This window comes from Enterobacter sp. 5-4 (assembly GCF_000612205.1).
GTDB lineage: Bacteria > Pseudomonadota > Gammaproteobacteria > Enterobacterales > Enterobacteriaceae > Enterobacter > Enterobacter roggenkampii.
In genome coordinates, this window is sequence record NZ_JFHW01000009.1 from 256,052 (window position 1) to 276,827 (window position 20,776).

General features: G+C 60.1%; 20 protein-coding genes. 9 read left to right on the top strand and 11 right to left on the bottom strand.

The genetic code is table 11. The annotated features are described in order from the left end of the window. Window positions 1-72: 72 nt before the first annotated feature. A complete protein-coding gene (gene cho, locus AA74_RS0105655) occupies window positions 73-963 on the top strand; it encodes an excinuclease Cho (protein ID WP_172955643.1) in 891 nt (296 codons plus the stop codon). Here the strand turns inward: cho and ves are convergent. From ves to AA74_RS0105690, 7 genes are all read right to left on the bottom strand, one after another. Then, window positions 941-1,498 carry an environmental stress-induced protein Ves gene (gene ves, locus AA74_RS0105660; RefSeq protein ID WP_021241069.1) on the bottom strand — a complete coding sequence of 186 codons (558 nt, stop codon included), beginning with the start codon at window positions 1,496-1,498 and terminating at the stop codon, window positions 941-943. The two genes, cho and ves, sit on opposite strands and share 23 nt — an antisense overlap. A 296-nt stretch (window positions 1,499-1,794) precedes the next feature. Next, window positions 1,795-2,289 carry an ATP-independent periplasmic protein-refolding chaperone Spy gene (spy, locus tag AA74_RS0105665; RefSeq protein ID WP_023292681.1) on the bottom strand — a complete coding sequence of 165 codons (495 nt, stop codon included), beginning with the start codon at window positions 2,287-2,289 and terminating at the stop codon, window positions 1,795-1,797. Window positions 2,290-2,627: 338 nt separating this feature from the next. Beyond that, window positions 2,628-3,593: a succinylglutamate desuccinylase gene (gene astE / locus AA74_RS0105670; RefSeq protein WP_025911697.1), complete on the bottom strand. Its 966-nt coding sequence runs from the start codon at window positions 3,591-3,593 to the stop codon at window positions 2,628-2,630. A 10-nt stretch (window positions 3,594-3,603) separates the two neighbouring features. Then, entirely contained in the window at window positions 3,604-4,929 is a 1,326-nt protein-coding gene (gene astB, locus AA74_RS0105675; protein ID WP_021241067.1) for an N-succinylarginine dihydrolase, read from the bottom strand. After that, window positions 4,916-6,403, bottom strand: coding sequence for a succinylglutamate-semialdehyde dehydrogenase (astD, locus tag AA74_RS0105680; RefSeq protein WP_025911699.1), 1,488 nt, complete (start codon window positions 6,401-6,403; stop codon window positions 4,916-4,918). Before astD ends, astB begins: the two co-directional genes overlap by 14 nt. Further along, a complete protein-coding gene (gene astA, locus AA74_RS0105685) occupies window positions 6,400-7,434 on the bottom strand; it encodes an arginine N-succinyltransferase (protein WP_025911700.1) in 1,035 nt (344 codons plus the stop codon). The genes astD and astA overlap by 4 nt, the downstream gene beginning before the upstream one ends. Beyond that, complete coding sequence (locus tag AA74_RS0105690) at window positions 7,431-8,651, bottom strand: aspartate aminotransferase family protein (protein ID WP_025911701.1); 1,221 nt, start codon at window positions 8,649-8,651, stop codon at window positions 7,431-7,433. The genes astA and AA74_RS0105690 overlap by 4 nt, the downstream gene beginning before the upstream one ends. A gap of 433 nt (window positions 8,652-9,084) precedes the next feature. Here AA74_RS0105690 and xthA point away from each other — a divergent pair, with 433 nt between their 5' ends. The 6 genes from xthA to AA74_RS0105720 all read left to right on the top strand — a co-directional run bounded on the left by xthA (window position 9,085) and on the right by AA74_RS0105720 (window position 15,263). Beyond that, window positions 9,085-9,891 carry an exodeoxyribonuclease III gene (gene xthA / locus AA74_RS0105695; protein ID WP_032667291.1) on the top strand — a complete coding sequence of 269 codons (807 nt, stop codon included), beginning with the start codon at window positions 9,085-9,087 and terminating at the stop codon, window positions 9,889-9,891. A 6-nt stretch (window positions 9,892-9,897) separates the two neighbouring features. Then, on the top strand, window positions 9,898-10,584 hold the full coding sequence (locus AA74_RS0105700; RefSeq protein ID WP_025911704.1) for a TVP38/TMEM64 family protein: 687 nt from the start codon (window positions 9,898-9,900) through the stop codon (window positions 10,582-10,584). 15 nt (window positions 10,585-10,599) lie between these two features. Continuing rightward, window positions 10,600-11,760 (top strand): ABC transporter substrate-binding protein, encoded by a 1,161-nt coding sequence (locus AA74_RS0105705; protein WP_025911707.1) that lies wholly within the window; start codon window positions 10,600-10,602, stop codon window positions 11,758-11,760. Then, a complete protein-coding gene (locus tag AA74_RS0105710; protein WP_023327157.1) occupies window positions 11,733-13,262 on the top strand; it encodes a thiamine ABC transporter permease in 1,530 nt (509 codons plus the stop codon). Before AA74_RS0105705 ends, AA74_RS0105710 begins: the two co-directional genes overlap by 28 nt. After that, a complete protein-coding gene (locus tag AA74_RS0105715; RefSeq protein ID WP_023327156.1) occupies window positions 13,262-13,882 on the top strand; it encodes an ATP-binding cassette domain-containing protein in 621 nt (206 codons plus the stop codon). The genes AA74_RS0105710 and AA74_RS0105715 overlap by 1 nt, the downstream gene beginning before the upstream one ends. Before the next feature lie 73 nt (window positions 13,883-13,955). Then, a complete protein-coding gene (locus AA74_RS0105720) occupies window positions 13,956-15,263 on the top strand; it encodes a sulfurtransferase (RefSeq protein ID WP_023327155.1) in 1,308 nt (435 codons plus the stop codon). On the opposite strand, the gene AA74_RS0105725 is transcribed toward AA74_RS0105720, so the two are convergent. Continuing rightward, a complete protein-coding gene (locus AA74_RS0105725) occupies window positions 15,260-15,877 on the bottom strand; it encodes a CDP-alcohol phosphatidyltransferase family protein (protein WP_023327154.1) in 618 nt (205 codons plus the stop codon). The genes AA74_RS0105720 and AA74_RS0105725 overlap by 4 nt on opposite strands. Beyond that, the gene (locus AA74_RS0105730) at window positions 15,870-16,439 is read right to left on the bottom strand and encodes a carboxymuconolactone decarboxylase family protein (RefSeq protein WP_023327153.1); all 570 of its coding nucleotides are present in this window, start codon (window positions 16,437-16,439) and stop codon (window positions 15,870-15,872) included. The genes AA74_RS0105725 and AA74_RS0105730 overlap by 8 nt, the downstream gene beginning before the upstream one ends. Before the next feature lie 75 nt (window positions 16,440-16,514). On the opposite strand from AA74_RS0105730, the gene AA74_RS0105735 reads away from it, so the two are divergent. Beyond that, the gene (locus AA74_RS0105735) at window positions 16,515-16,931 is read left to right on the top strand and encodes a pyrimidine (deoxy)nucleoside triphosphate diphosphatase (protein WP_025911711.1); all 417 of its coding nucleotides are present in this window, start codon (window positions 16,515-16,517) and stop codon (window positions 16,929-16,931) included. Here AA74_RS0105735 and AA74_RS0105740 read toward each other — a convergent pair. Continuing rightward, window positions 16,891-17,169: a DUF1496 domain-containing protein gene (locus tag AA74_RS0105740; protein ID WP_023327151.1), complete on the bottom strand. Its 279-nt coding sequence runs from the start codon at window positions 17,167-17,169 to the stop codon at window positions 16,891-16,893. The two genes, AA74_RS0105735 and AA74_RS0105740, sit on opposite strands and share 41 nt — an antisense overlap. Window positions 17,170-17,398: 229 nt before the next feature. On the opposite strand from AA74_RS0105740, the gene gdhA reads away from it, so the two are divergent. Next, on the top strand, window positions 17,399-18,742 hold the full coding sequence (gene gdhA / locus AA74_RS0105745) for an NADP-specific glutamate dehydrogenase (protein ID WP_023327150.1): 1,344 nt from the start codon (window positions 17,399-17,401) through the stop codon (window positions 18,740-18,742). Window positions 18,743-18,858: 116 nt separating this feature from the next. Here gdhA and AA74_RS0105750 read toward each other — a convergent pair whose 3' ends face one another. Further along, the gene (locus AA74_RS0105750; protein WP_008500701.1) at window positions 18,859-20,772 is read right to left on the bottom strand and encodes a DNA topoisomerase III; all 1,914 of its coding nucleotides are present in this window, start codon (window positions 20,770-20,772) and stop codon (window positions 18,859-18,861) included. Window positions 20,773-20,776: the final 4 nt, after the last annotated feature.

Genomic DNA, 20,776 nt, shown 5'->3' on the forward strand with positions numbered 1-20,776 from the left:
GGTAAGGCGTCGCCGCCACCCGGCTCTTTTTTAACCAAACCCTCTCTGCTACACTGTATGCCTGAACAGTATATGGAGCAGTATGTGAGCAGGCGTCAATCCGCCCCGCGTCTTGAGTTTGAAGCGGCGGCTATCTACGAATACCCCGAGCACCTTCGCCCCTGGCTTGAGGCACTGCCTAAACAGCCGGGCGTGTACATCTTTCACGGCGAAAGCGACACGCTGCCGCTTTACATCGGCAAGAGCGTTAACATTCGCAGTCGGGTGTTATCCCATCTGCGTACCCCGGACGAGGCCGCCATGCTGCGCCAGTCGCGACGCATTACCTGGTTCCAGACGGCGGGAGAAATGGGCGCGCTGTTGCTGGAAGCGCGTTTGATTAAAGAGCAGCAGCCGCTGTTCAACAAGCGCCTGCGCCGCAACCGTCAGCTCTGCTCCCTGCAGATCAACGAAGGCAAGCCGCAGGTCGTCTACGCGCGGGACGTCGATTTTTCTCATGCCCCGAATCTCTATGGGCTGTTCGCTAATAAAAGAGCCGCACTTCAGGCGCTGCAGACGCTGGCGGACGAACTCCAGCTTTGCTACAGCCTTTTGGGCCTTGAGGCGACCACGCGCGGACGCGCCTGTTTCCGATCCGCGCTGAAGCGCTGTGCCGGTGCCTGCTGTGGGAAAGAGAGCGTTGAGGCGCACCACGCCCGGCTCCTCGCCGGTCTGGCGGCCATCAGCGTGAAGTGCTGGCCCTGGGAAAGCGCCGTTGCGCTAAAAGAAGTGGGTGACGCGATGACCCAATATCACATCGTCAATAACTGGCTCTGGCTGGGCGCTGTCGACGATATCAACGACGCGGCAACCCTGCTGCGCACGCCCGCCGGATTTGACCACGATGGCTACAAAATTCTCTGTAAACCTGTCCTGGCCGGTAAGTTTGAGATCATTGAGCTCAATGGCCTGGCAGCCACGTGATTTCGCTGAACAATAAGGTACCCTGAGCCTCCAGCAGACGCAGCGTATGGGTACCCTCCTCCCAGCTGGCGCCCTGATCGGCCGTCAGCAATTTATCACCCAGCTGCCACGCCCCGCTTAACACAAACACCACGCCCCCGCGTGTGCCAAAGGTGGTAAAGGTACGGTCAGCCACGCGCACCTTCGCCCGGCAGCAGTCGCGACGGGTCATGATGTTGAAGTCCATCGCCATCCGCCCATCGGACAGCAGCGCTTTCACCGGCAGGTCGCCGGCAAAGCTATAGGGCTGATGGTGCTTCAGGGTATGGAAGAACGCCTGACCGGCATCCAGCGTCACCTCCCCGCCTTCCAGCAAGGTAATCACCCGATCGACGCCGGGGAAAGAGGAGAATTCGCCGTTGCTGGCGATAGTCGCGATACTGGCACGCCAGTGAAAATCACGCGTCGCGGGAGGGAAACAACAAATCTCACGCGTTTCACCCGCACCATTGCGCCAGAGGCTGACCGGCATCTTACGGATATCAAAGAACTCCATCACCACTCCTGAATGGCACAACCCGTGCCAGGGCAAGGATATTGCTATCGTTGCTGTCTTGTTTGTTATCGTTAGGTATTCACAACACAGTATCGGCAGCAGAGCGGGCAGGCCTTAGCGGAACGTTAATAAAAATTCTAACGCCATGACTCTACAAACATTCTCTGATGCGACTACAGGAGCATACCGCGCTGGCGGCGGCAGACAAGAGGGCAGGAAAGAAAAACCGCCGGTCCTGTCCACAGCGATTGCGCTTTTGTGGACAGGATCCCGGCGGTCTTAAGAGAGTGAACCGATTATTCGGTTGGTGCTGGCATTTTACCTTCCATCGCCGGACGTTCTGTCAGACGCTTCTCAAAATTCGCATTAAATTGTTTTTTCTGTTCCGGGGTCAGAATGTTGTAGATCTTGTTCTGGGTTTCCAGGTGAGCCAGCATACGGGCTTTGTGCTGCTCGGCCATTTTGTCGATCTGCGCTTCGGCTTTCGCCTTGTCGAAGCTGTCGCTGGCGATGATGTCATGCATGGCACGACGCTCTTCCAGCGGCGGACGCTTCATCTGCTCACGTTCGCTCTTCCGGATATCGCGGATCTGCTGTTTCTGCGCATCCGTCAGGTTGAGATCCTTAAACATCATCATCTCGTTGTGCATACCCGGGCCTTTATGATGCATCATCATTTTGCCTTCAGCAGGCGCGGCAGCGGTGGTGGTCGCAGTATCTGCGGCGAACGCCATGCTGGTAGCGCCCAGAGCCAGGGTAGAAGCAACAAACAGTGCAGTAAACTTACGCATAATTTATTTCCTTTCTTTCAGTTATTCTTCGGCGCTATGCCGTGTTGACGAGATTAACTTTACGGGGTTTATCGTCAATTAGTCAGAGCAACGGTAAAACAATGAAAGTGTAAAAAACAAATTTTCGCCAAATATGGAGGAAATAAGGATAAAGCGTGGAGAGTTGCAACCAAAAATATTCAATGCGATGATTTTAAAGCGATTTAGCAAAAGTATAACGGAGTGAAGGTGAATAATAAAGCAATTCACCAGGAATATTCTGCAAAACACGTTCACGCGCTTTAATTGCTAAGAAAAGGTATTTAACTTCCCCTCCCGGATGATGAGAGGGGAAAGGTTCAGGATATTTTTTCCAGCATCAGCCCGGCGCGCAGGCCAAACGCGACGGTTGGGTTAGGGAATAAAACATACTCGGTGGTTTTCTGCACCTCGTAACGTTCCTCCCCGTCCTCGGCCAGCAGCGCCCCTTTGCGGAACGGGGTGAAGTTGAGGGTGTGTGCGGCCATGTGGAGCAGGAAGGCATCGCTGCGGCGCGTGATCTGCTGTACGACCCGGTAACGCTCAACGGTCTGATGCGTAGGCTCGGGAGCCGACCCGCCCAGCAGCGCCCGCAGGGCGAGATGCGTTGGCGCAAAGCGGGTGAGATCGTTTTGCCCAAACGGCAGCGCTTTCCCCAGCTCCAGCGTACAGGACAACGCACCAAAGTGCTCACAGGTGAAGTGCGTAAAGGTTCCGCCCGGCGACTGGTGAAACACCAGCGCCTCCAGCCCGGCATCTCCCAGCCAGCTCAGGAAATCTTCCTCCCACGGCTGATTGCGCTGCGGCAGCACGCCGAAGCGGACATGGTAGGACGCGCGGATGGCCGTATGCAGATCCAGATGCCAGCGCACGGGACCCGCAGCGGCAAAGAACGCGGTCACCACGTTCTCCAGCCACGCCGCCCGCGCCGTTTCGTCACTCTGCGGAAACTGCGACCAGCGCCCGCCGAACATGCGGTTAATGTCGCTCACCAGATACCGTTTATTTTGCGCCAGCGCAGGGGGATTGCCGAGCACCACCAGCACGCGGCACTTCAGGGCAATTTCATTGCGATTCAGCGCGCGCAGCAGCAGATCGACAATCTCAACGGGCGCCGTTTCATTCCCGTGAATGCCCGTTGAAAGCAGCAGCGAGAGATCGCTCTTTGCAGTCGGCGTCAGCTCAAGCACCCCGCGCCCCAGCCACCGCCAGCGAAATGAGGGGCCATCCCCCTCTTTCTGTTCCGGCGTTTCATCGGCCAGGGTCAGCGCCAGTAAATTTTCCATACCCACTCCTTTAGCGCTGGAACGGATAAACCGATCCCAGCTGCAGGATTGTCGACAACGCGTCCAGCGCCTCGCGACCTTCGCGCAGAAGCTGCGGGTCAACCAGATCGGCCTGCGTTAGACGGTCGCGATAGTAGCGATCGACCCAGTCATTCAGGCGCGTAAAGAGCGTATCGTTCATCATGACCGCCGGGTTAACCGCCTGCATTTCGTCCTGAGTCAAGACCACGCGCAGACGTAAACAGGCTGGACCACCGCCGTTGGCCATGCTTTCACGCAGGTCAAACACGCGCAGTTCGTCAATCGGGTTATCCGCCTTCACCAGCTCGGTCAGGTAGCGCCATACGCCCTGATGATCCCGGGACTCCTGCGGCAGGACCAGCATCATGCTGCCGTCATCGCGGCTGAGCAGCTGGCTATTGAACAGATACGTTTCAACCGCGTCCTGCACGCTCACCGCCTCCGTTGGCACCTGGACAGGCGTGAAGCCGCGCACGCGCTCATGCAGCGTGGCGAGCAGCTTTTCCTGATGGGCAAACGCCTGCTCGTGGCAGAACAGCACCTGGCGGTTAGAAACGGCAATCACGTCGTTGTGGAACACGCCCTGGTCGATCACATGCGGGTTCTGCTGGGCAAAAATTACCTGGGAAGGATTCACCTGGTTAAGGCGGGCAACCGCCTGGCTGGCCGCCAGCGTCTGACGGGCAGGATAACGGGTTGGCGCGACGTGGCCCCCCTCTTCTCGCCCGTAAATAAACAGCTGCACACCCGGCTCGCCATAATCGCCCCCCAGGCGGTTATGGTTGGCCGCGCCTTCGTCGCCAAACATCGCCACCTGCGGCAGGGCCTGATGCACCGCGAAATGGGCATCCTGGTTGAAAATGGCGCGCAGCACGCGCTCGGTGGTTTCCGCTTCGGTGGCGCGGTGAAACTTGTTATTCAGGTTCGCCACCGTCAGGTGGACTTTGCCATCCAGCGTATCGGCTGACGGCGCGACGGTTGCCGCGTTGGCGACCCACATCGAAGAGGCGGAGCTTGCCGCCGAGAGCAGGTGCGGCGTCTGCGTCCCCGCTTTTTCGACCACCTGCTCATCGGTACCGCTAAAGCCGAGCTGACGCAGCACCGCCACGTTCGGACGCTCCTGCGGCGGGATCACCGCCTGTGGGAAACCGGCATCCGCCAGCGCTTTCATCTTAAGCAGCCCCTGCTTCGCCGCCAGCTTCGGGTTGGAGACCTGAAAGCGGTGCTTCGTGGAGGCTTCATTACCAAAAGAGAGACCGGCGTAGTGGTGCGTCAGCCCCACCAGCCCGTCAAAGTTGACTTCACGCGCTTTCATGACGGTCCCCTCCGGTAAAGTCCAGCCCCGGATTAAGCGTCTCCGGCAGCGTCAGCGCCGGGGTTTCCAGGCTCGCCATCGGCCATGCGCAGTAATCGGCGGCATACCACGCGCTGGCGCGATGGTTCCCCGACGCGCCCACGCCGCCGAACGGCGCGGTGCTCGCGGCCCCGGTCAGCGGTTTATTCCAGTTCACAATCCCGGCGCGCGCTTCCAGCAGCAGTTGGTCAAACTTCTCGCGATGCGGCGAAATCAGCCCGCTCGACAGACCGTAGCGGGTGTTATTGGCCATTGCGATGGCGTCGTCAAAATCGTCATAGCGCCAGACGCACAGCAGCGGGCCAAAGACCTCTTCATCCGGCACGTTGCTCGCGCCGCTCATTTCAACGATGCCCGGCGTCAGCAGCGAGGCACCCGGCTGAACCTGTTTCGGTTCGAGCAGGGTTTTCGCGCCGCGCGTGAGGTGGTCCTGCCAGGCCTTCAGCACGTTCAGCGCGGCCTGCTCGGAAATCAGCCCGCCGATAAACGGCTGCGGATCGGCATCCCACGCGGCTGGCACCAGACGCGCGCTCACCTCAACCAGACGTTTGAGGAACGCATCCCCCTGCGCGCCCCGTTTCACCAGCAGGCGGCGGGCGCAGGTGCAGCGCTGTCCGGCGGTAATAAAGGCGGACTGAATCGTCAGGTGCACCGCGGCGTCGATATCGTCAGGGTCTTCCACAATCAGCGGGTTGTTGCCGCCCATCTCGAGAGCAAGGATTTTTTCCGGCTGCCCCGCCAGCTGGCGATGCAGCTGATAGCCCGTCCCGGCGCTGCCGGTAAACAGCAGGCCGTCGATATCGCTCAGCGCGCTCAGCGCCTGGCCGGTTTCGCGTCCGCCCTGCACCAGGTTCAGCACGCCCGGCGGCAGGCCAGCCTGTTCCCACAGCTTAACCACCGCCTCGCCGGTTAATGGGGTGAGCTCGCTCGGCTTGAAAATCACGGTATTGCCCGCCAGCAGCGCGGGCACAATGTGGCCATTCGGCAGATGCCCCGGGAAGTTGTACGGACCAAACACCGCCAGCACGCCGTGCGGACGGTGGCGCAGCGTGGCCGCGCCGTCCGGCATCTCGGTGTGCTGTTCGCCGGTGCGGGTGTGGTACGCCTTCACCGAAATGGCGACTTTGTTGATCATCGCTGTCACTTCGGTTGCCGCTTCCCAGCGCGGTTTACTGGTTTCAGACGCGATGATGCGCGTCAGTTCGGCCTTATTTGCCTCCAGCAGCCCGGCAAACTTTTCAACAAGCGCCTGGCGCACGTCGAAAGGCTGTTTTGCCCATGCCGGGAACGCGCGGCGAGCGGCATGGCAGGCCTGTTCCACCTGCGCGGCGCTGGCGTCGTTCCCCTTCCAGAGCACCTCTTTTCCTACCGGATTGGTCTTTACGCGCTGTTCGCCTTCGCCCGTGACCCAGTCACCGTTAATCCATAATGTCATACTGTTTTCTCCTCAGGGCAGAGACGCACCAGGCGAACCTTATCGCCGGCGTTACATTTCAGGGCATCCAGTTCTGCAGCCGTCAGCACCAGACGTTCACATTTCGGGTTGGTCCGCACCAGCATCGCACGGAAGTTGGCGTAATTTTCGTTCGCCACCAGGCATGCCGGCCAGTCGCCCGGCGCGGGTTGGCCTTCAGAGACCTCAACCAGCCGGCTTTTACGGATAGCGCGCACGCGGTCGATATCGCACTCAAGCGTGGGCCCGCCGTCAAAGATGTCGACATAGTTGCGGTAGCGGAACCCTTCTTTCTCCAGCACCGCGCGGGCAGGCGCGGTTTGCGGATGCACTTCACCGATCACCGCCTGCGCTTCCGGGCTGAGGAAATGGGTATAGATAGGATGCTTCGGCATCAGTTCGGCAATAAAGGCTTTCTGACCCGTGCCGCAGAGATAGTCCGCCCGGCTAAACTCCATCGAGAAGAAGCGCTCGCCCAGGCTCTCCCAGAACGGTGAATAGCCGGTGTCGTCGATCACGCCGCGCATCTCCGCAACCACCTTTTCGTTAAAGCGATCGCGGAAGGCGGCCATAAACATAAAGCGCGATTTGGAAAGCAGGTAGCCGTTGCCCTCCTTGCGCCACGCCGGGTCGAGGAACAGCGTGCAAAGCTCGCTGGCGCCCGTGTGGTCGTTGCAGAGGAACAGCGTCGGCAGCGCGTTATAGACGTTCAGCTCTTTCGAGGCATGAACCATGGTGCCGACGCGGTAGTTGTACCACGGGTCGTTAAGCCCGACGGCCACTTCAATGGCGCAGATCCCGGCCACGGTCCCCGTGTCGGTGTCTTCCAGCACGAACACATACCCCTGTTCGCTTTTTGGCAACGTCCCCTGCCAGGTTTGAAGGGCGCGCTCAATGCGCGCCGACAGCGTTTTTTCATCGGCAGGAAGCGAGGTCAGCCCGCCTCCCGTCTTACCGGCAAGCTGCATGAGCCCGGCGAGATCGCCGCGCTCAACGGGACGGATGACCATCATGATGACACCCCGGATTTCACCTTTTCACACGCCAGCGCAAAGCGGTCCAGACCGGTTTGCACCTCTTCCTCGCTGACAATCAGCGCGGGAGCAAAACGCACGACGTTGGCACCGGCAATCAGCACCATCACGCCCACTTTTGCCGCTTCCTGTGAAATAAGTTTAGCTTTTCCGGCAAACTCAGCGGTGAGCTCGCAGCCGATTAACAGCCCCAGGCCACGAATTTCTTTAAACAGGCCAACCTTGCCGTTGATGGCATTCAGGCGCTCAACAAACCAGTCGTGGCGCTGCTTAACGCCCTTCAGCACCTCAGGGGTATTAATGATTTCGAGCACCTGTCCGGCAACGGCGGTGGCCAGCGGGTTGCCGCCGTAGGTGGTGCCGTGGGTACCGACGGTCATCACGCTGGCGAATTTCTCGGTGGTCAGCGTCGCGCCAATCGGGAAGCCGCCGCCCAGCGCTTTGGCGGTCGACAGCACGTCCGGCGTGACGCCGTAGTGCATATAGGCATACAGCTCGCCGGTGCGGCCCACGCCGGTCTGCACTTCGTCGAAAATCAGCACCGCGTTATGACGATCGCACAGCTCGCGCAGCCCCTGCAGGAATTCTTTTTTCGCCGGAAGCACGCCGCCCTCGCCCTGCATCGGCTCGACGATCACCGCGCAGGTGGTGTCGTTAATCAGCTCGCTGGCAGACTGCAGATCGTTATAAATACCGTGACGGATATCCGGCGGCAGCGGTGCGAAATCCTGCGAGTAGGAAGGCTGGCCACCCGCGCTGACGGTAAAGAGCGTGCGTCCGTGGAAGGCATTTTTAAACGCCACGATACCGCTCTTGTGGGTACCAAACTTATCGTGCGCATATTTGCGCGCCAGCTTCAGCGCCGCTTCGTTGGCTTCCGCCCCCGAGTTACAGAAAAAGACTTTTTCGGCAAACGTCGCGTCGATCAGTTTTTTGGCCAGGCGCAGCGCAGGCTCGTTGGTAAAGCCGTTGCCGGTATGCCAGAACTTCGCTGCCTGGTCATTGAGCGCCTGACGCAGCGCCGGGTGGGCATGCCCCAGCGCGTTCACCGCAATCCCACCGGCAAAGTCGATATACTCTTTACCCTGCTGATCCCACAGGCGCGAGCCTTCCCCACGAACCGGAATAAAAGCCGCCGGAGCGTAAACCGGCATCATCCATTCATCGAAATTTTCACGCGTAATTGACAGAGACATAGCGACCTCATCCGGTAAATAAAAGGTTATTTGAATGTTAAATAATTGAGTGTTTGCACTGTGAATGTAGATTGCAGCCTTCGTGCCAGCCAGCGATAAAAATGCATAAACGGGTTGAGAGAACAGAATATCAATAAGTTACAACATGGAGTTATTCACTGTTAGTGCATAAAAAGTGAATATTTTTACGATAAGCGGCGCTTTGCCGCATGAAAATCAGAAAGAGTATGCACAGGCCAAATATAATTCTGGAATTGTGATCGCTCGCGAAATTTATCGGCCATTTACGCCCTCTTTGGGGGCGAAGCGCGTCAGAATGGTGCAAATATTGCACCACCGGCATTATCTGTTGCAGTTATTGGTCGAAGCCGGTAACAGTTGACGCAAATTCTGCTACCATCCTTGCACTATTCACCTTGCACTGGCAGCGACTATGAAATTTGTCTCTTTTAATATCAACGGCCTGCGTGCCCGCCCTCATCAGCTTGAAGCTATCGTTGAGCAACATCAGCCAGATGTGATCGGCCTGCAGGAGACAAAGGTTCACGACGACATGTTCCCCCTCGAAGAGGTGGCGAAACTCGGCTACAACGTCTTTTATCACGGCCAGAAAGGTCACTATGGCGTCGCGCTGCTCACCAAAGCGCCGCCGGTTTCCGTGCGTCGCGGCTTCCCGGGCGACGGTGAAGAAGCGCAGCGTCGCATTATCATGGCGGAAGTCCCTTCTGCGATCGGCAATATCACGGTCATCAACGGCTATTTCCCGCAGGGTGAGAGCCGTGACCATGAGACCAAATTCCCGGCTAAAGCGAAGTTTTATCAGGATCTGCAGGACTACCTGACCACCGAACTCAAAAAAGAGAATCCGGTGCTGATCATGGGCGACATGAATATCAGCCCGACGGATCTCGATATCGGTATTGGCGAAGAGAACCGCAAACGCTGGCTGCGCACCGGCAAATGCTCCTTCCTGCCGGAAGAGCGTGAGTGGATGGAGCGCCTGCTGGGCTGGGGACTGGTGGATACCTTCCGCAATGCCAACCCGGAAACGCAGGATCGCTTCTCCTGGTTTGACTATCGCTCTAAAGGCTTTGACGACAACCGCGGCCTGCGTATCGATCTTCTGCTGGCCAGTACACCGCTGGCCGAGCGCTGCATCGAAACCGGGATCGACTACGACATCCGCAGCATGGAAAAACCGTCTGACCACGCGCCAGTGTGGGCTAAATTCAAGCTGTAATGACGCGTGAACATTCCAAAAACACTCTTCTTGTGCGCCCTTCTGGGCGCATTATTTATGTTGACGTTTGTCATGCTTCCCCCGGGAACCCTCTCCCTGGAAGGGATTAAAACGCACCATCAGGCGTTACTCGCCTATGTCGACCACGCGCCGCTGCGCAGCGCGCTGATCTTTTTTGCGGTCTATGTGGCGGTCTCCGCCCTCTCGATACCCGGCGCGGCGATCCTGACCCTGCTGGGCGGGACGTTGTTTAGCCTGTGGGAAGGCACCGTGCTGGTCTCGTTTGCCTCCACGCTTGGGGCCACGCTGGCGATGCTCGCCAGCCGCTATCTTTTGCGCGACTGGGTGCAACGGCGGTTTGCCCGACAGATGGGTACGGTGAATACCGGCATGGCGCGCGACGGCGCGAACTTTCTTTTTGCCCTGCGCCTGATGCCGCTGTTCCCGTTTTTTCTGGTGAATTTGCTGATGGGGCTGACCCGCATGGGAGTATTTCGCTACTGGTGGGTGAGCCAGCTCGCCATGCTGCCCGCCACGATTATCTTTCTGAACGCCGGGCGCGAGCTGGGAAAAGTGACCTCGTTGCGCGATATTTTGTCGCCGGGCATGGTATTCGCCTTTACACTACTGGGGGTATTGCCGCTGGTCACCCGCCGGCTGTTTTCCCGTTTTCTCCCGTCTGCTAAAAAGTGAGGCATTATGCGCCGTGTGCGTTTTTGCACGTTTCTGACCGGTCTGCTGCTGGCAGCCCCCCTATTTGCCGCCGACGGCTGGCAGGCCATTCAGCAACACGCTAAAGGCCAGACCGTCTGGTTTAACGCCTGGGGCGGCGATCCGGCGGTCAACCGCTATCTGGAGTGGGTCAGCGGTGAGATGCAAACGCACTATGCCATTACCCTTAAAATTGTCCCGCTGGCGGATGCCGCCGACGCGGTAAAACGTATTCAGACCGAAGCCGCCGCGGGGCGTAAGACCAACGGCTCCGTCGACCTGCTGTGGGTTAACGGCGAGAACTTCCGCACGCTGAAAGAGGCAAACCTGCTGGAGACCGGATGGGCGCAGACGTTGCCCAACTGGCGCTATGTTGATACCCGCAAACCGGTTACGGAGGATTTTGCTATCCCCACAGACGGCGCGGAATCGCCGTGGGGCGGCGCGCAGCTGACCTTTATCGCCCGCAAAGCCAGCATGCCGACGCCGCCTGTGGATCCTCAGGCACTGCTGGCGTACGCGCAGCAGCATCCCGGCAAGATCAGCTATCCTCGCCCGCCCGATTTTACCGGCACGGCATTTCTTGAGCAGCTGCTGATGACGCTAACCGCTCACCCGGAGGCGCTGCAAAAGGCCCCCGATAGCACCTTTGCCGAGGTCACGGCCCCGCTCTGGGATTATCTGGACACGCTCCACCCGCTGCTGTGGCGCGAAGGGAAAGATTTTCCCCCTTCTCCTGCACGGATGGATGCCCTGCTTGCCAGCGGCAGCCTGAATCTGTCGCTGACCTTTAACCCGGCCCATGCGCAGCAGAAAGTGGCGAGCGGCGAACTGCCCGCCGACGGCTATAGCTTTGGTTTTCAGGGCGGGATGCTCGGCAACGTCCATTTTGTGGCGATTCCGGCCAACGCCAGCGCGAGCGCGGGGGCGAAAATGGTCGCCAATTTCCTGCTGTCGCCGCAGGCGCAGATCCGTAAAGCTGACCCGGCCATCTGGGGCGATCCGAGCGTGCTGGATGCGAAAACGCTGCCCGAAGAAGAAGCCAGACAGCTGCTGGCCCACACGACTCAGGGGCTGCCGGAGGTGCTTGCCGAGCCGCAGTCCGCCTGGGTGAACGCGCTGGAGCAGGAATGGCTGCGTCGTTACGGCACCCGCTGAGCGGGCTCGTCCGGCTGGCGATGGCGGTGATTTATCTGCCGATCCTGCCCGCCGGCGCCATGCTGCTTGCCCCGGCGTTTTCGCTGACAAACTGGCAGCAGCTGCTGAACGATCCGCAGCTCCCGCAGGCGGCCGTCGCCACGCTGGTCTCAACGCTCATCGCCACGCTGGGGGCGTTGTTCATTGCCCTTCTCCTCGTCAGCCTTCTCTGGCCCGGAAAACGCTGGCGACGTCTCACAACCCGTCTGCCGTGGCTGCTGGCGATACCCCATGTGGCGTTCGCCACCGGCGCGCTACTGCTGTTTGCCGAGGGCGGACTGTTTTATCAGGTCTGCACCGTCTGTTCGCCGCCGTTTGACCGCTACGGCGCCGGGCTGGGGCTGACGCTCGCGGTCAAAGAGAGCGCGTTTGTCCTGTGGGCCATTTATGCCGTACTGCCGGAAAAACGGCTCGCGCAGCAGAAGATCGTCCTGCAGACGCTCGGCTACGGGCGATTTCAGACGCTGAGCTGGCTGATTCTGCCAGCTATCGCGCCCGTCCTCGGGGCAGTCATGCTGGCGGTGCTGGCATGGTCGCTGTCGGTCGTGGACGTGGCGATCGTTCTCGGGCCCGGCAACCCGCCTACCCTGGCCGTGCTGGCCTGGCAGTGGTTAAGCCAGGGCGACGCGCAGCAGCAGGCAAAAGGGACGCTGCTGTGCCTGCTTCTCCTTCTGCTGCTGGCCGCGCTTGCCGCTCTGGGATACGGACTCTGGAAGGCATGGGTTCGCACACTAGCGGACCTCACCGGAACGCGTCCCCGGTCGCAGCGCGTCCTGCCTGAGCGGGCACTGAGCGGGTTTCTGCCCGCCTGCGGCGTCCTGTGCGCCGCGGTACTGCTGATGCTGGCGCAACGGGATGACGTTGGCCCGGTGGGAACCAGCCTGTCATTCGGTCTGCTTTCAGCCCTGATTGCCCTGGTCGTCGGGTTACTCTGGCTGGAGTGGGGCCCGCAGCGCGGCACGCTGTGGGTATGGTTACCGCTCGCCCTTCCGGCCCTCCCGCTCGTCACCGGCCAGTATGCCATTGCGTTGCACCTGGGCATCGACGGGCACTACGCCGCCGTGCTCTGGAGCCACCTTCTGTGGGTATTGCCGTGGATGCTGCTGGTGCTGCAACCCGCCTGGCGCCGGATCGATCCCCGGCTTATCCTCACCGCCAGAACGCTCGGCTGGCGGCGGACAAAAATCTTTTTACTGTTGAAATGCCCGCTGCTGGTGCGCCCTGCGCTACTGGCCTTTGCCACCGGCTTTTCCGTCAGCATGGCGCAATACATGCCGACGCTGTGGCTGGGCGCGGGGCGTTTCGCCACGCTGACCACCGAAACCGTCGCGCTCAGCAGCGGGGGCAGCATCCCGATTCTCGCTAGCCGGGCGCTGGGATTACTGCTGGTCACGGGCACGGTATTTGGTCTTGCCGCCCTGCTATCCCGGCTCGTGGGCCGCTACCGACAAGGGTTACGTTAATGCTGAAGGTAAAAAATCTCACCATCGAACCGCTTTTCCGCGAGGTCAGTTTTTGCGTGCCCCGCGGGGAGATCGTCACTCTGATGGGGCCGTCCGGCAGCGGAAAGTCGACCCTTTTTGCATGGATGGTCGGCGCGCTGTCAGACGATTTCCAGGCGCGGGGCGAACTGTGGCTCGACGCGCGTCGCTGCGACGCGCTTCCCGTGGAGTCCCGCGGGCTGGGTATTCTCTTTCAGGACGCGCTGCTGTTCGACCAGTTCAGCGTCGGGCAGAATTTGCTGCTGGCGCTGCCCGAGCGCATCACCGGACGCGCGCGGTGGGAGGCGGTCGCGCAGGCGCTGGATTCCGCCGGGCTGAGCGGCCATTACGCCAGCGATCCAGCCACCCTTTCCGGCGGGGAGCGCGCCCGGGTCAGCCTGCTGCGGGCCCTGCTCGCGGAGCCGCAGGCGCTGCTGCTGGATGAACCGTTCAGCCGCCTCGATAAAGCGTTACGGGCCACGTTTCGGGCATGGGTATTTGACGCCGTCCGCGCGCGCAATATTCCGGCGGTGCTGGTCACGCACGATAAGGACGATATTCCACCCGGCGGCGAGCTGATTGAGATTTCTCGCTGGCAATAATGTGCTAACGCAATGTTTTCCGATTCGGGAGAGACGACAATGCCCCCCTCTTTTACTGACGTCAGGTTATTCGATGAAACGTGTTTCTCAACTGACCGCGCTGGCCCTGCTCTGCGGCCTCGCTTCATTTTCCTCGCTGGCGGCTGATATGCCCAACGCCATCACGCTGTCTCAGCTTCAGGCACAGCACGGCACGCCTGTCGACACCCGCGCCAGCGCCTTCTATAACGGCTGGCCGCAGACGCTTAGCGGCCCCTCCGGGCATGAACCCGCCGCGCTCAACCTTGCTGCCGCCTGGCTCAGCGCCATGAGCGACGAGCAGATTGCGCTGTGGGCAAAACAGCATCAGCTTACCCCTGCGACGACCATCGCCCTGTACGGCGACGAGAACGATAACCAGGCGGTGAAAGCCCGCCTGGAGAAAGCCGGGTACCGCCACGTTTCGCTGCTCAGCGATGCTCTGCAGACGCCCGAGCGCCTTCAGCGCCTGCCTCACTTTGAACAGCTGGTTTACCCGCAGTGGATCCACCGGCTCCAGCAGGGTAAACCCGTGGCTGCCGCACCGGCGGGCGACTGGAAAGTGATTGAGGCCGCCTGGGGTGCACCGAAGTTTTACCTGCTGAACCACATTCCCGGCGCGGGCTATATCGACACCAACGAGGTGGAAAGCGAACCGCTGTGGAATAAAGTCTCCGACGACAAGCTGAGAGCGATGCTGGCGAAGCACGGGATCCGTCACGATACCACCGTCATCTTATATGGCCGCGACGTCTACGCCGCCGCGCGCGTGGCGCAGATTATGCTGTATGCGGGCGTGAAGGATGTGCGTATTCTCGACGGCGGCTGGAAGGCGTGGTCAGATGCAGGCCTGCCGGTTGAGCGCGGTACGCCCGGTAAAGTGACGCCCGCCCCCGATTTCGGCGCGCCGATCCCCGGTCAGCCGCAGCTGATGGTGGATATGGAACAGGCGCGCGGCATGCTGCACCGTCAGGATGCCTCTCTGGTCAGCATACGCTCGTGGCCGGAGTTCATCGGCGAAACCAGCGGCTACAGCTACATCAAGCCAAAAGGTGAAATTGCCGGTGCCCGCTGGGGTCACGCGGGCAGCGATGCCACCCACATGGAGGATTTCCATAACCCGGATGGCACCATGCGCAACGCTGACGACATCGCCGCCCAGTGGAAGCGCTGGAATATTCTGCCGGAACAGCACGTCGCGTTTTACTGCGGCACCGGCTGGCGGGCGTCTGAAACCTTTATGTACGCCCGGGCGATGGGCTGGAAGAATATCGCCGTCTATGACGGCGGCTGGTACGAATGGAGCAGTCATCCGCAGAACCCGGTGACGACCGGTGAGCGCGGGCCTGAAAGTGCGCGCTAAGGGTTAAGTGACTTCAGCGTCACGTAGCCGCTCCAGATGCGCGTTGTGGTGGTCAGCCAGCACAGCGCGCCGAATACCCACGCGAAGAGCGTAAAGTGCGCAGGAAAAAGGCAGCACAGCACAAACAGCACGATGGTCTCCGTCCCTTCCGTTAACCCGCCGATGTAATAAAACGACTTGTGCGCATAGCCGGGGTTGTCGATGTCGTGCTTCGCGGCCAGGGCCGCGAACGCCAGAAAACTGCTGCCGGTCCCGATAAACGCGAACAGCAGCCAGGCGGCCGCCAGCGCATTTTCCGCCGGTGCTGCCAGCGCAAAGCCAAACGGCACCAGGGCGTAGAACAGAAAGTCGAGCGCGATATCGAGAAATCCCCCCGCATCGGTCAGGCCTCTGCGGCGCGCCAGCGCCCCGTCCAGACCGTCCAGCAGGCGGTTAAGCACGATGGCGACCAGCGCCGCCGGATACCAGCCGAGGGCCAGAAACGGCAGCGCCAGCACGCCGATGGCAAACCCTGTCAGGGTCAATCCGTCTGGCGTGATGCCCGGCCTGTCCAGCACGGAGACCAGACGATTCAGAGCCGGTTTTATCCGCGGGTGAAAATGGCGATCAAGCATGGGGCGTCTCGTTAAAGGTGGCGCATAGCCCCTGCGCCGGAATATCCAGCGCGGCGTTAAAGCGGGCAGAGAGATTCTGAAAGGCAATGAGCGCCGTCATCTCGGTGATGGCGTCATCCGTAAAGTGGCGCTTCAGCGCCGTTCTGATGGCCTCATCCGCCCGGGGCGGCGTGGCGGTCACCGCCTCGGCGTAGGCCAGCGCCGCGCGCTCCTGCTCCGTGAACAAGGCGGATGCCTGCCAGTCGCTCACGGCCTGCACCTTTTCCAGCGCACCGCAGCGCTCGGCCAGCCGCAGGCTGTTGGCATCAATACAGAAAGCGCAGTGGCAGAGCTGGGACACCCGCGTCATGAGCAGCGAACGCAGCACGGGTGACAGGCGCGCGCGACGACGCTCCAGAAAACCGACGAACAGCGCCACCAGCCAGAACAGACGCGGCATGCGCCCCCACCAGCGCGTGGGATTCAGCACGGCGCCAAAATGCTTTTTCTGCATCACGGCAATGGGTTTAAGGCTGGCGGGAAGGGATTCGATAGGGGCAACCCAGGCGGTAGTCTCTTTCACCTGATTCTCCTGATAGCTGGACTCTGAGAAAGGGCACGATAATATGTCTTTTTTCGCTATCAATTATTGACGACCATGCTGAAAACACTCGATGTCGTTGCCGCCATCATCGAAAAAGACGACAAAATTTTACTGGCGCAGCGCCCTGCCCACGCCGACCAGCCTGGCATGTGGGAATTTGCTGGCGGCAAAGTCGAGGCAGGTGAAACCCAGCCCGAGGCGCTTATCCGCGAGCTGCGTGAAGAGTTAGGTATTGAAGCGCGGCCTACGCAATACGTGGCAAGCCACCAGCGCGAAGTCTCGCAGCGCTTAATCAACCTGCACGCCTGGCACGTTCCTGCGTTTAGCGGTGCGCTCACGGCGCACTACCACAGCGCGCTGGCGTGGTGTACGCCTGAAGAGGCGTTTGGCTATACCTTAGCCCCCGCGGATATTCCCCTGCTGGAGGCGTTTATTGTTTTACGCGACGCCAGACCAGCGGGTTCGTGCTGATGGCGCGCTCGTCGCGCTGGCACTGCAACAGCACGCCCTCCGCCTTCACGACGGCCCCTTCCGAGTAGTTTTGATTCTGATAGATGCAGCACTGATTACAGGGTTGCACCGTTTGATTCTGGCCGCTGGAGGTAAACACTTCCGGCGGCACATTCACTTCCACATCCGGGCGAATGCGTTCAGCCTGCGCGCCTGCGGTAAAAATCGCACATAATGCGGTAAGTACATAACGGTTCATAGACACATCTTCCTGTTGTTCCCTTGATAATGACTATAACGGTAAACCCGCGCGGAACCTTTAATTTATCTCGTCATCGCTTTTGGTTATGACGCAGCACCTGTCATTAATTTCCCTTTCGTCCTGAATTTCTGCTTGCCACACAAAGCGGTACGGGTGGTATAGTCAAAAAAACAACACAAAACGCATAAGTCATATACAAACATTATTATAAGAGGTTCTTATATCTATGGATCAGACACGCTCTCTGGAAAGTTTCCTTGCCCATGTTCAGCAGCGCGACCCGCACCAAAGCGAGTTCGCCCAGGCCGTGCGCGAAGTGATGACCACCCTGTGGCCCTTCCTTGAACAAAACCCGCGCTATCGCCAGATGTCTTTGCTTGAACGCCTTGTCGAGCCAGAGCGCGTGATCCAGTTCCGCGTGACGTGGGTGGACGATCGCAATCAGGTGCAGGTTAACCGCGCGTGGCGCGTCCAGTTTAACTCGGCCATCGGCCCGTTTAAGGGCGGCATGCGTTTCCATCCGTCCGTGAACCTGTCGATTCTGAAATTCCTCGGCTTCGAGCAGACCTTTAAAAACGCGCTGACCACGCTGCCCATGGGCGGCGGAAAAGGCGGCAGCGATTTCGACCCGAAAGGCAAAAGCGAAGGTGAAGTGATGCGTTTCTGCCAGGCGCTGATGACCGAACTCTACCGTCACCTCGGCCCGGACACCGACGTGCCTGCCGGTGATATCGGCGTGGGCGGACGTGAAGTGGGCTTTATGGCCGGGATGATGAAAAAGCTTTCCAACAACAGCGCCTGCGTCTTTACCGGCAAAGGGCTGTCGTTTGGCGGGAGCCTGATCCGCCCGGAAGCGACCGGGTACGGCCTGGTTTACTTCACAGAGGCCATGCTCAAGCGTCACGGCTTAGGCTTCGAAGGCATGCGCGTAGCCGTTTCCGGCTCCGGTAACGTGGCGCAGTACGCGATTGAGAAAGCGATGCAGTTTGGCGCTCGCGTGGTGACCGCCTCTGACTCCAGCGGAACGGTGGTGGATGAAGCGGGCTTCACGGCAGAGAAGCTGACGCGCCTGTGTGAAATCAAAGCCAGCCGCGATGGACGCGTAGCGGATTACGCCCGGGAGTTTGGCCTGACCTACCTCGAAGGTAAACAGCCGTGGGGCGTGCCGGTGGATATCGCCCTGCCGTGCGCCACGCAGAACGAGCTGGATGCTGAAGCCGCGCGCACGTTGATTAGCAACGGCGTAAAAGCGGTCGCCGAAGGGGCAAACATGCCGACCACGATCGACGCGACGGACCTGTTCCTGGAGGCAGGCGTGCTGTTTGCACCGGGCAAGGCCGCCAACGCGGGCGGCGTGGCAACCTCCGGCCTCGAGATGGCGCAAAACGCCGCGCGTCTCTGCTGGAAGGCAGAGAAAGTGGATGCGCGCCTGCACCATATCATGCTGGATATTCACCACGCCTGCGTGGAGTACGGCGGTGAAGCATCGCAAACCAATTACGTGCGCGGGGCGAATATCGCCGGGTTCGTGAAGGTGGCGGATGCGATGATTGGGCAGGGTGTGATTTAAGTTTTCGCGGCGTTCTCGCCCTGTAGGCCCGGTAAGGCGTAGCCGCCACCGGGCTTTTTTCAGGCCGCAGAGCTGTCTATCGCCGGGTGGCGGCTTCGCCTGACCCGGCCTACGGGTTAAGAGGCGGCCGCGCTCTTTTTCTTTTTAAACGGTTTCTTCGCGCCACCACCGGGTGCAACCATCCCTCTGAACGTTTTCACGGGCGTGCTGCGCGCCTGATCGATCAGCTGGTAAAGCGTCCCCACCAGCGGCTGCATAAAGTCCTGATAGCGGCACTGCTTCTCGCTGATCTGCGTCAGCACCGACTCCCAGTGCGCGGTCATGTCCGGCCTGGCGGCCAGCTCAGGCAGGGAATGAATCAGCGCGCGGCCCGGCTCGGTCGAATGGATATAGCGCCCTTTTTTCTCAAGAAAACCGCGCTTAAAGAGCAGCTCGATGATCCCCGCGCGGGTTGCCTCCGTGCCCAGACCGTCGGTGGCGCGCAGGATTTTCTTCAGATCTTTATCCTGCACGAACCGGGCGATCCCGGTCATAGCCGACAGCAGCGTCGCATCGGTAAAATGGCGCGGCGGCTGGGTCTGGCGTTCCACCACTTCCCCTTTCTCGCACAGCAGTTCGTCGTCTTTAGCCACCACGGGCAGCGGCGTACCGTCGTTCTCTTCGTCACGCTCTTTGTTGCCGAGCAGCGTGCGCCAGCCTGCTTCCGCGAGGAAACGGGCTTTGGCGATAAACTTCCCTTTTGCGATTTCCAGCTCGATCACGCATTTGCGGAACACCGCGTCCGGGCAGAACTGCATCAGGTACTGACGAGCGATCAGGTTGTAGACCTTCGCTTCGTTATCCGTCAGGTTGACGCTGCTGGCGCGCGCCGTCGGGATAATCGCGTGGTGGGCGTCCACCTTTTTGTCGTCCCAGCAGCGGTTATGGGTATCTGGGTTCACCACCGGCTGCGGCAGCAGATCCGGCGCGTGCACGCTAATGGCGTTCATCACCGAATGACGACCGGCAAAATGCTCTTCCGGCAGGTAGCGGCTATCCGAACGCGGATAGGTGATCAGCTTATGGGTTTCATAGAGCTTCTGGCAGATATCCAGCACGTTCTGCGCGCTGAGGCCAAAGCGCTTTGCGGCCTCGATCTGCAGGGCCGACAGCGAGAACGGCAGCGGCGCGGGTTCTGATTCCCGTTTATCGTTATAGCTGGTGACGATAGCGGGCTGTCCGGTAATGCGGTTAACCACATGATCCGCCAGCGGACGGTGCAGCAAACGTCCCTCTTCATCCTGATATGACTCGCAGGCATCGCTCGGCTGCCAGACGGCGGTAAAGCGTTCGTCTTTAGGCGTGACGATATGCGCTTTCACTTCAAAGAAATCTTTGGCGACGAAGTTCTCAATCTCTTCATCACGACGCACGACCAGCCCCAGCACCGGCGTCTGCACGCGCCCCACCGAGAGCACGCCCTGATAGCCCGCGTTGCGCCCGAGGATGGTGTAGGCGCGGGTCATGTTGATGCCGTACAGCCAGTCGGCGCGCGCGCGGGCCAGCGCCGAGACGCACAGCGGAATAAATTCGCTGTTGGCGCGCAGGCGCGAGATCGCACGCTCCACCGCCTGCGGGTTGAGGTCGTTGATCAGACAGCGCTGCACCTGCTGGCGCTTTTCCGGCGCCAGCTCCAGATAGTCCAGCACCTCATCCACCAGCAGCTGTCCTTCCCTGTCCGGGTCACCCGCGTGCACGATTTCATCGGCTTCATGCAGGAAGCGCTTGATCACGTTGAGCTGTTTGGTCACCGAAGGTCGGGGCTGCAGGCGCCATTTTTCCGGCACGATGGGCAGATCGTTTAAATTCCAGCGGGCGTAGCGGCTGTCATAGACATCCGGCTGCGCCTGCTCAAGCAGGTGACCGATACACCAGGTGACCACCTGCCCGTTACCGCATTCGATAAAGCCGTCGCCTTTGCGATGCGGCTTAGGCAGCACATCGGCAATGGCACGGGCCAGGCTCGGCTTTTCGGCAATAAACAACCGCATCGAA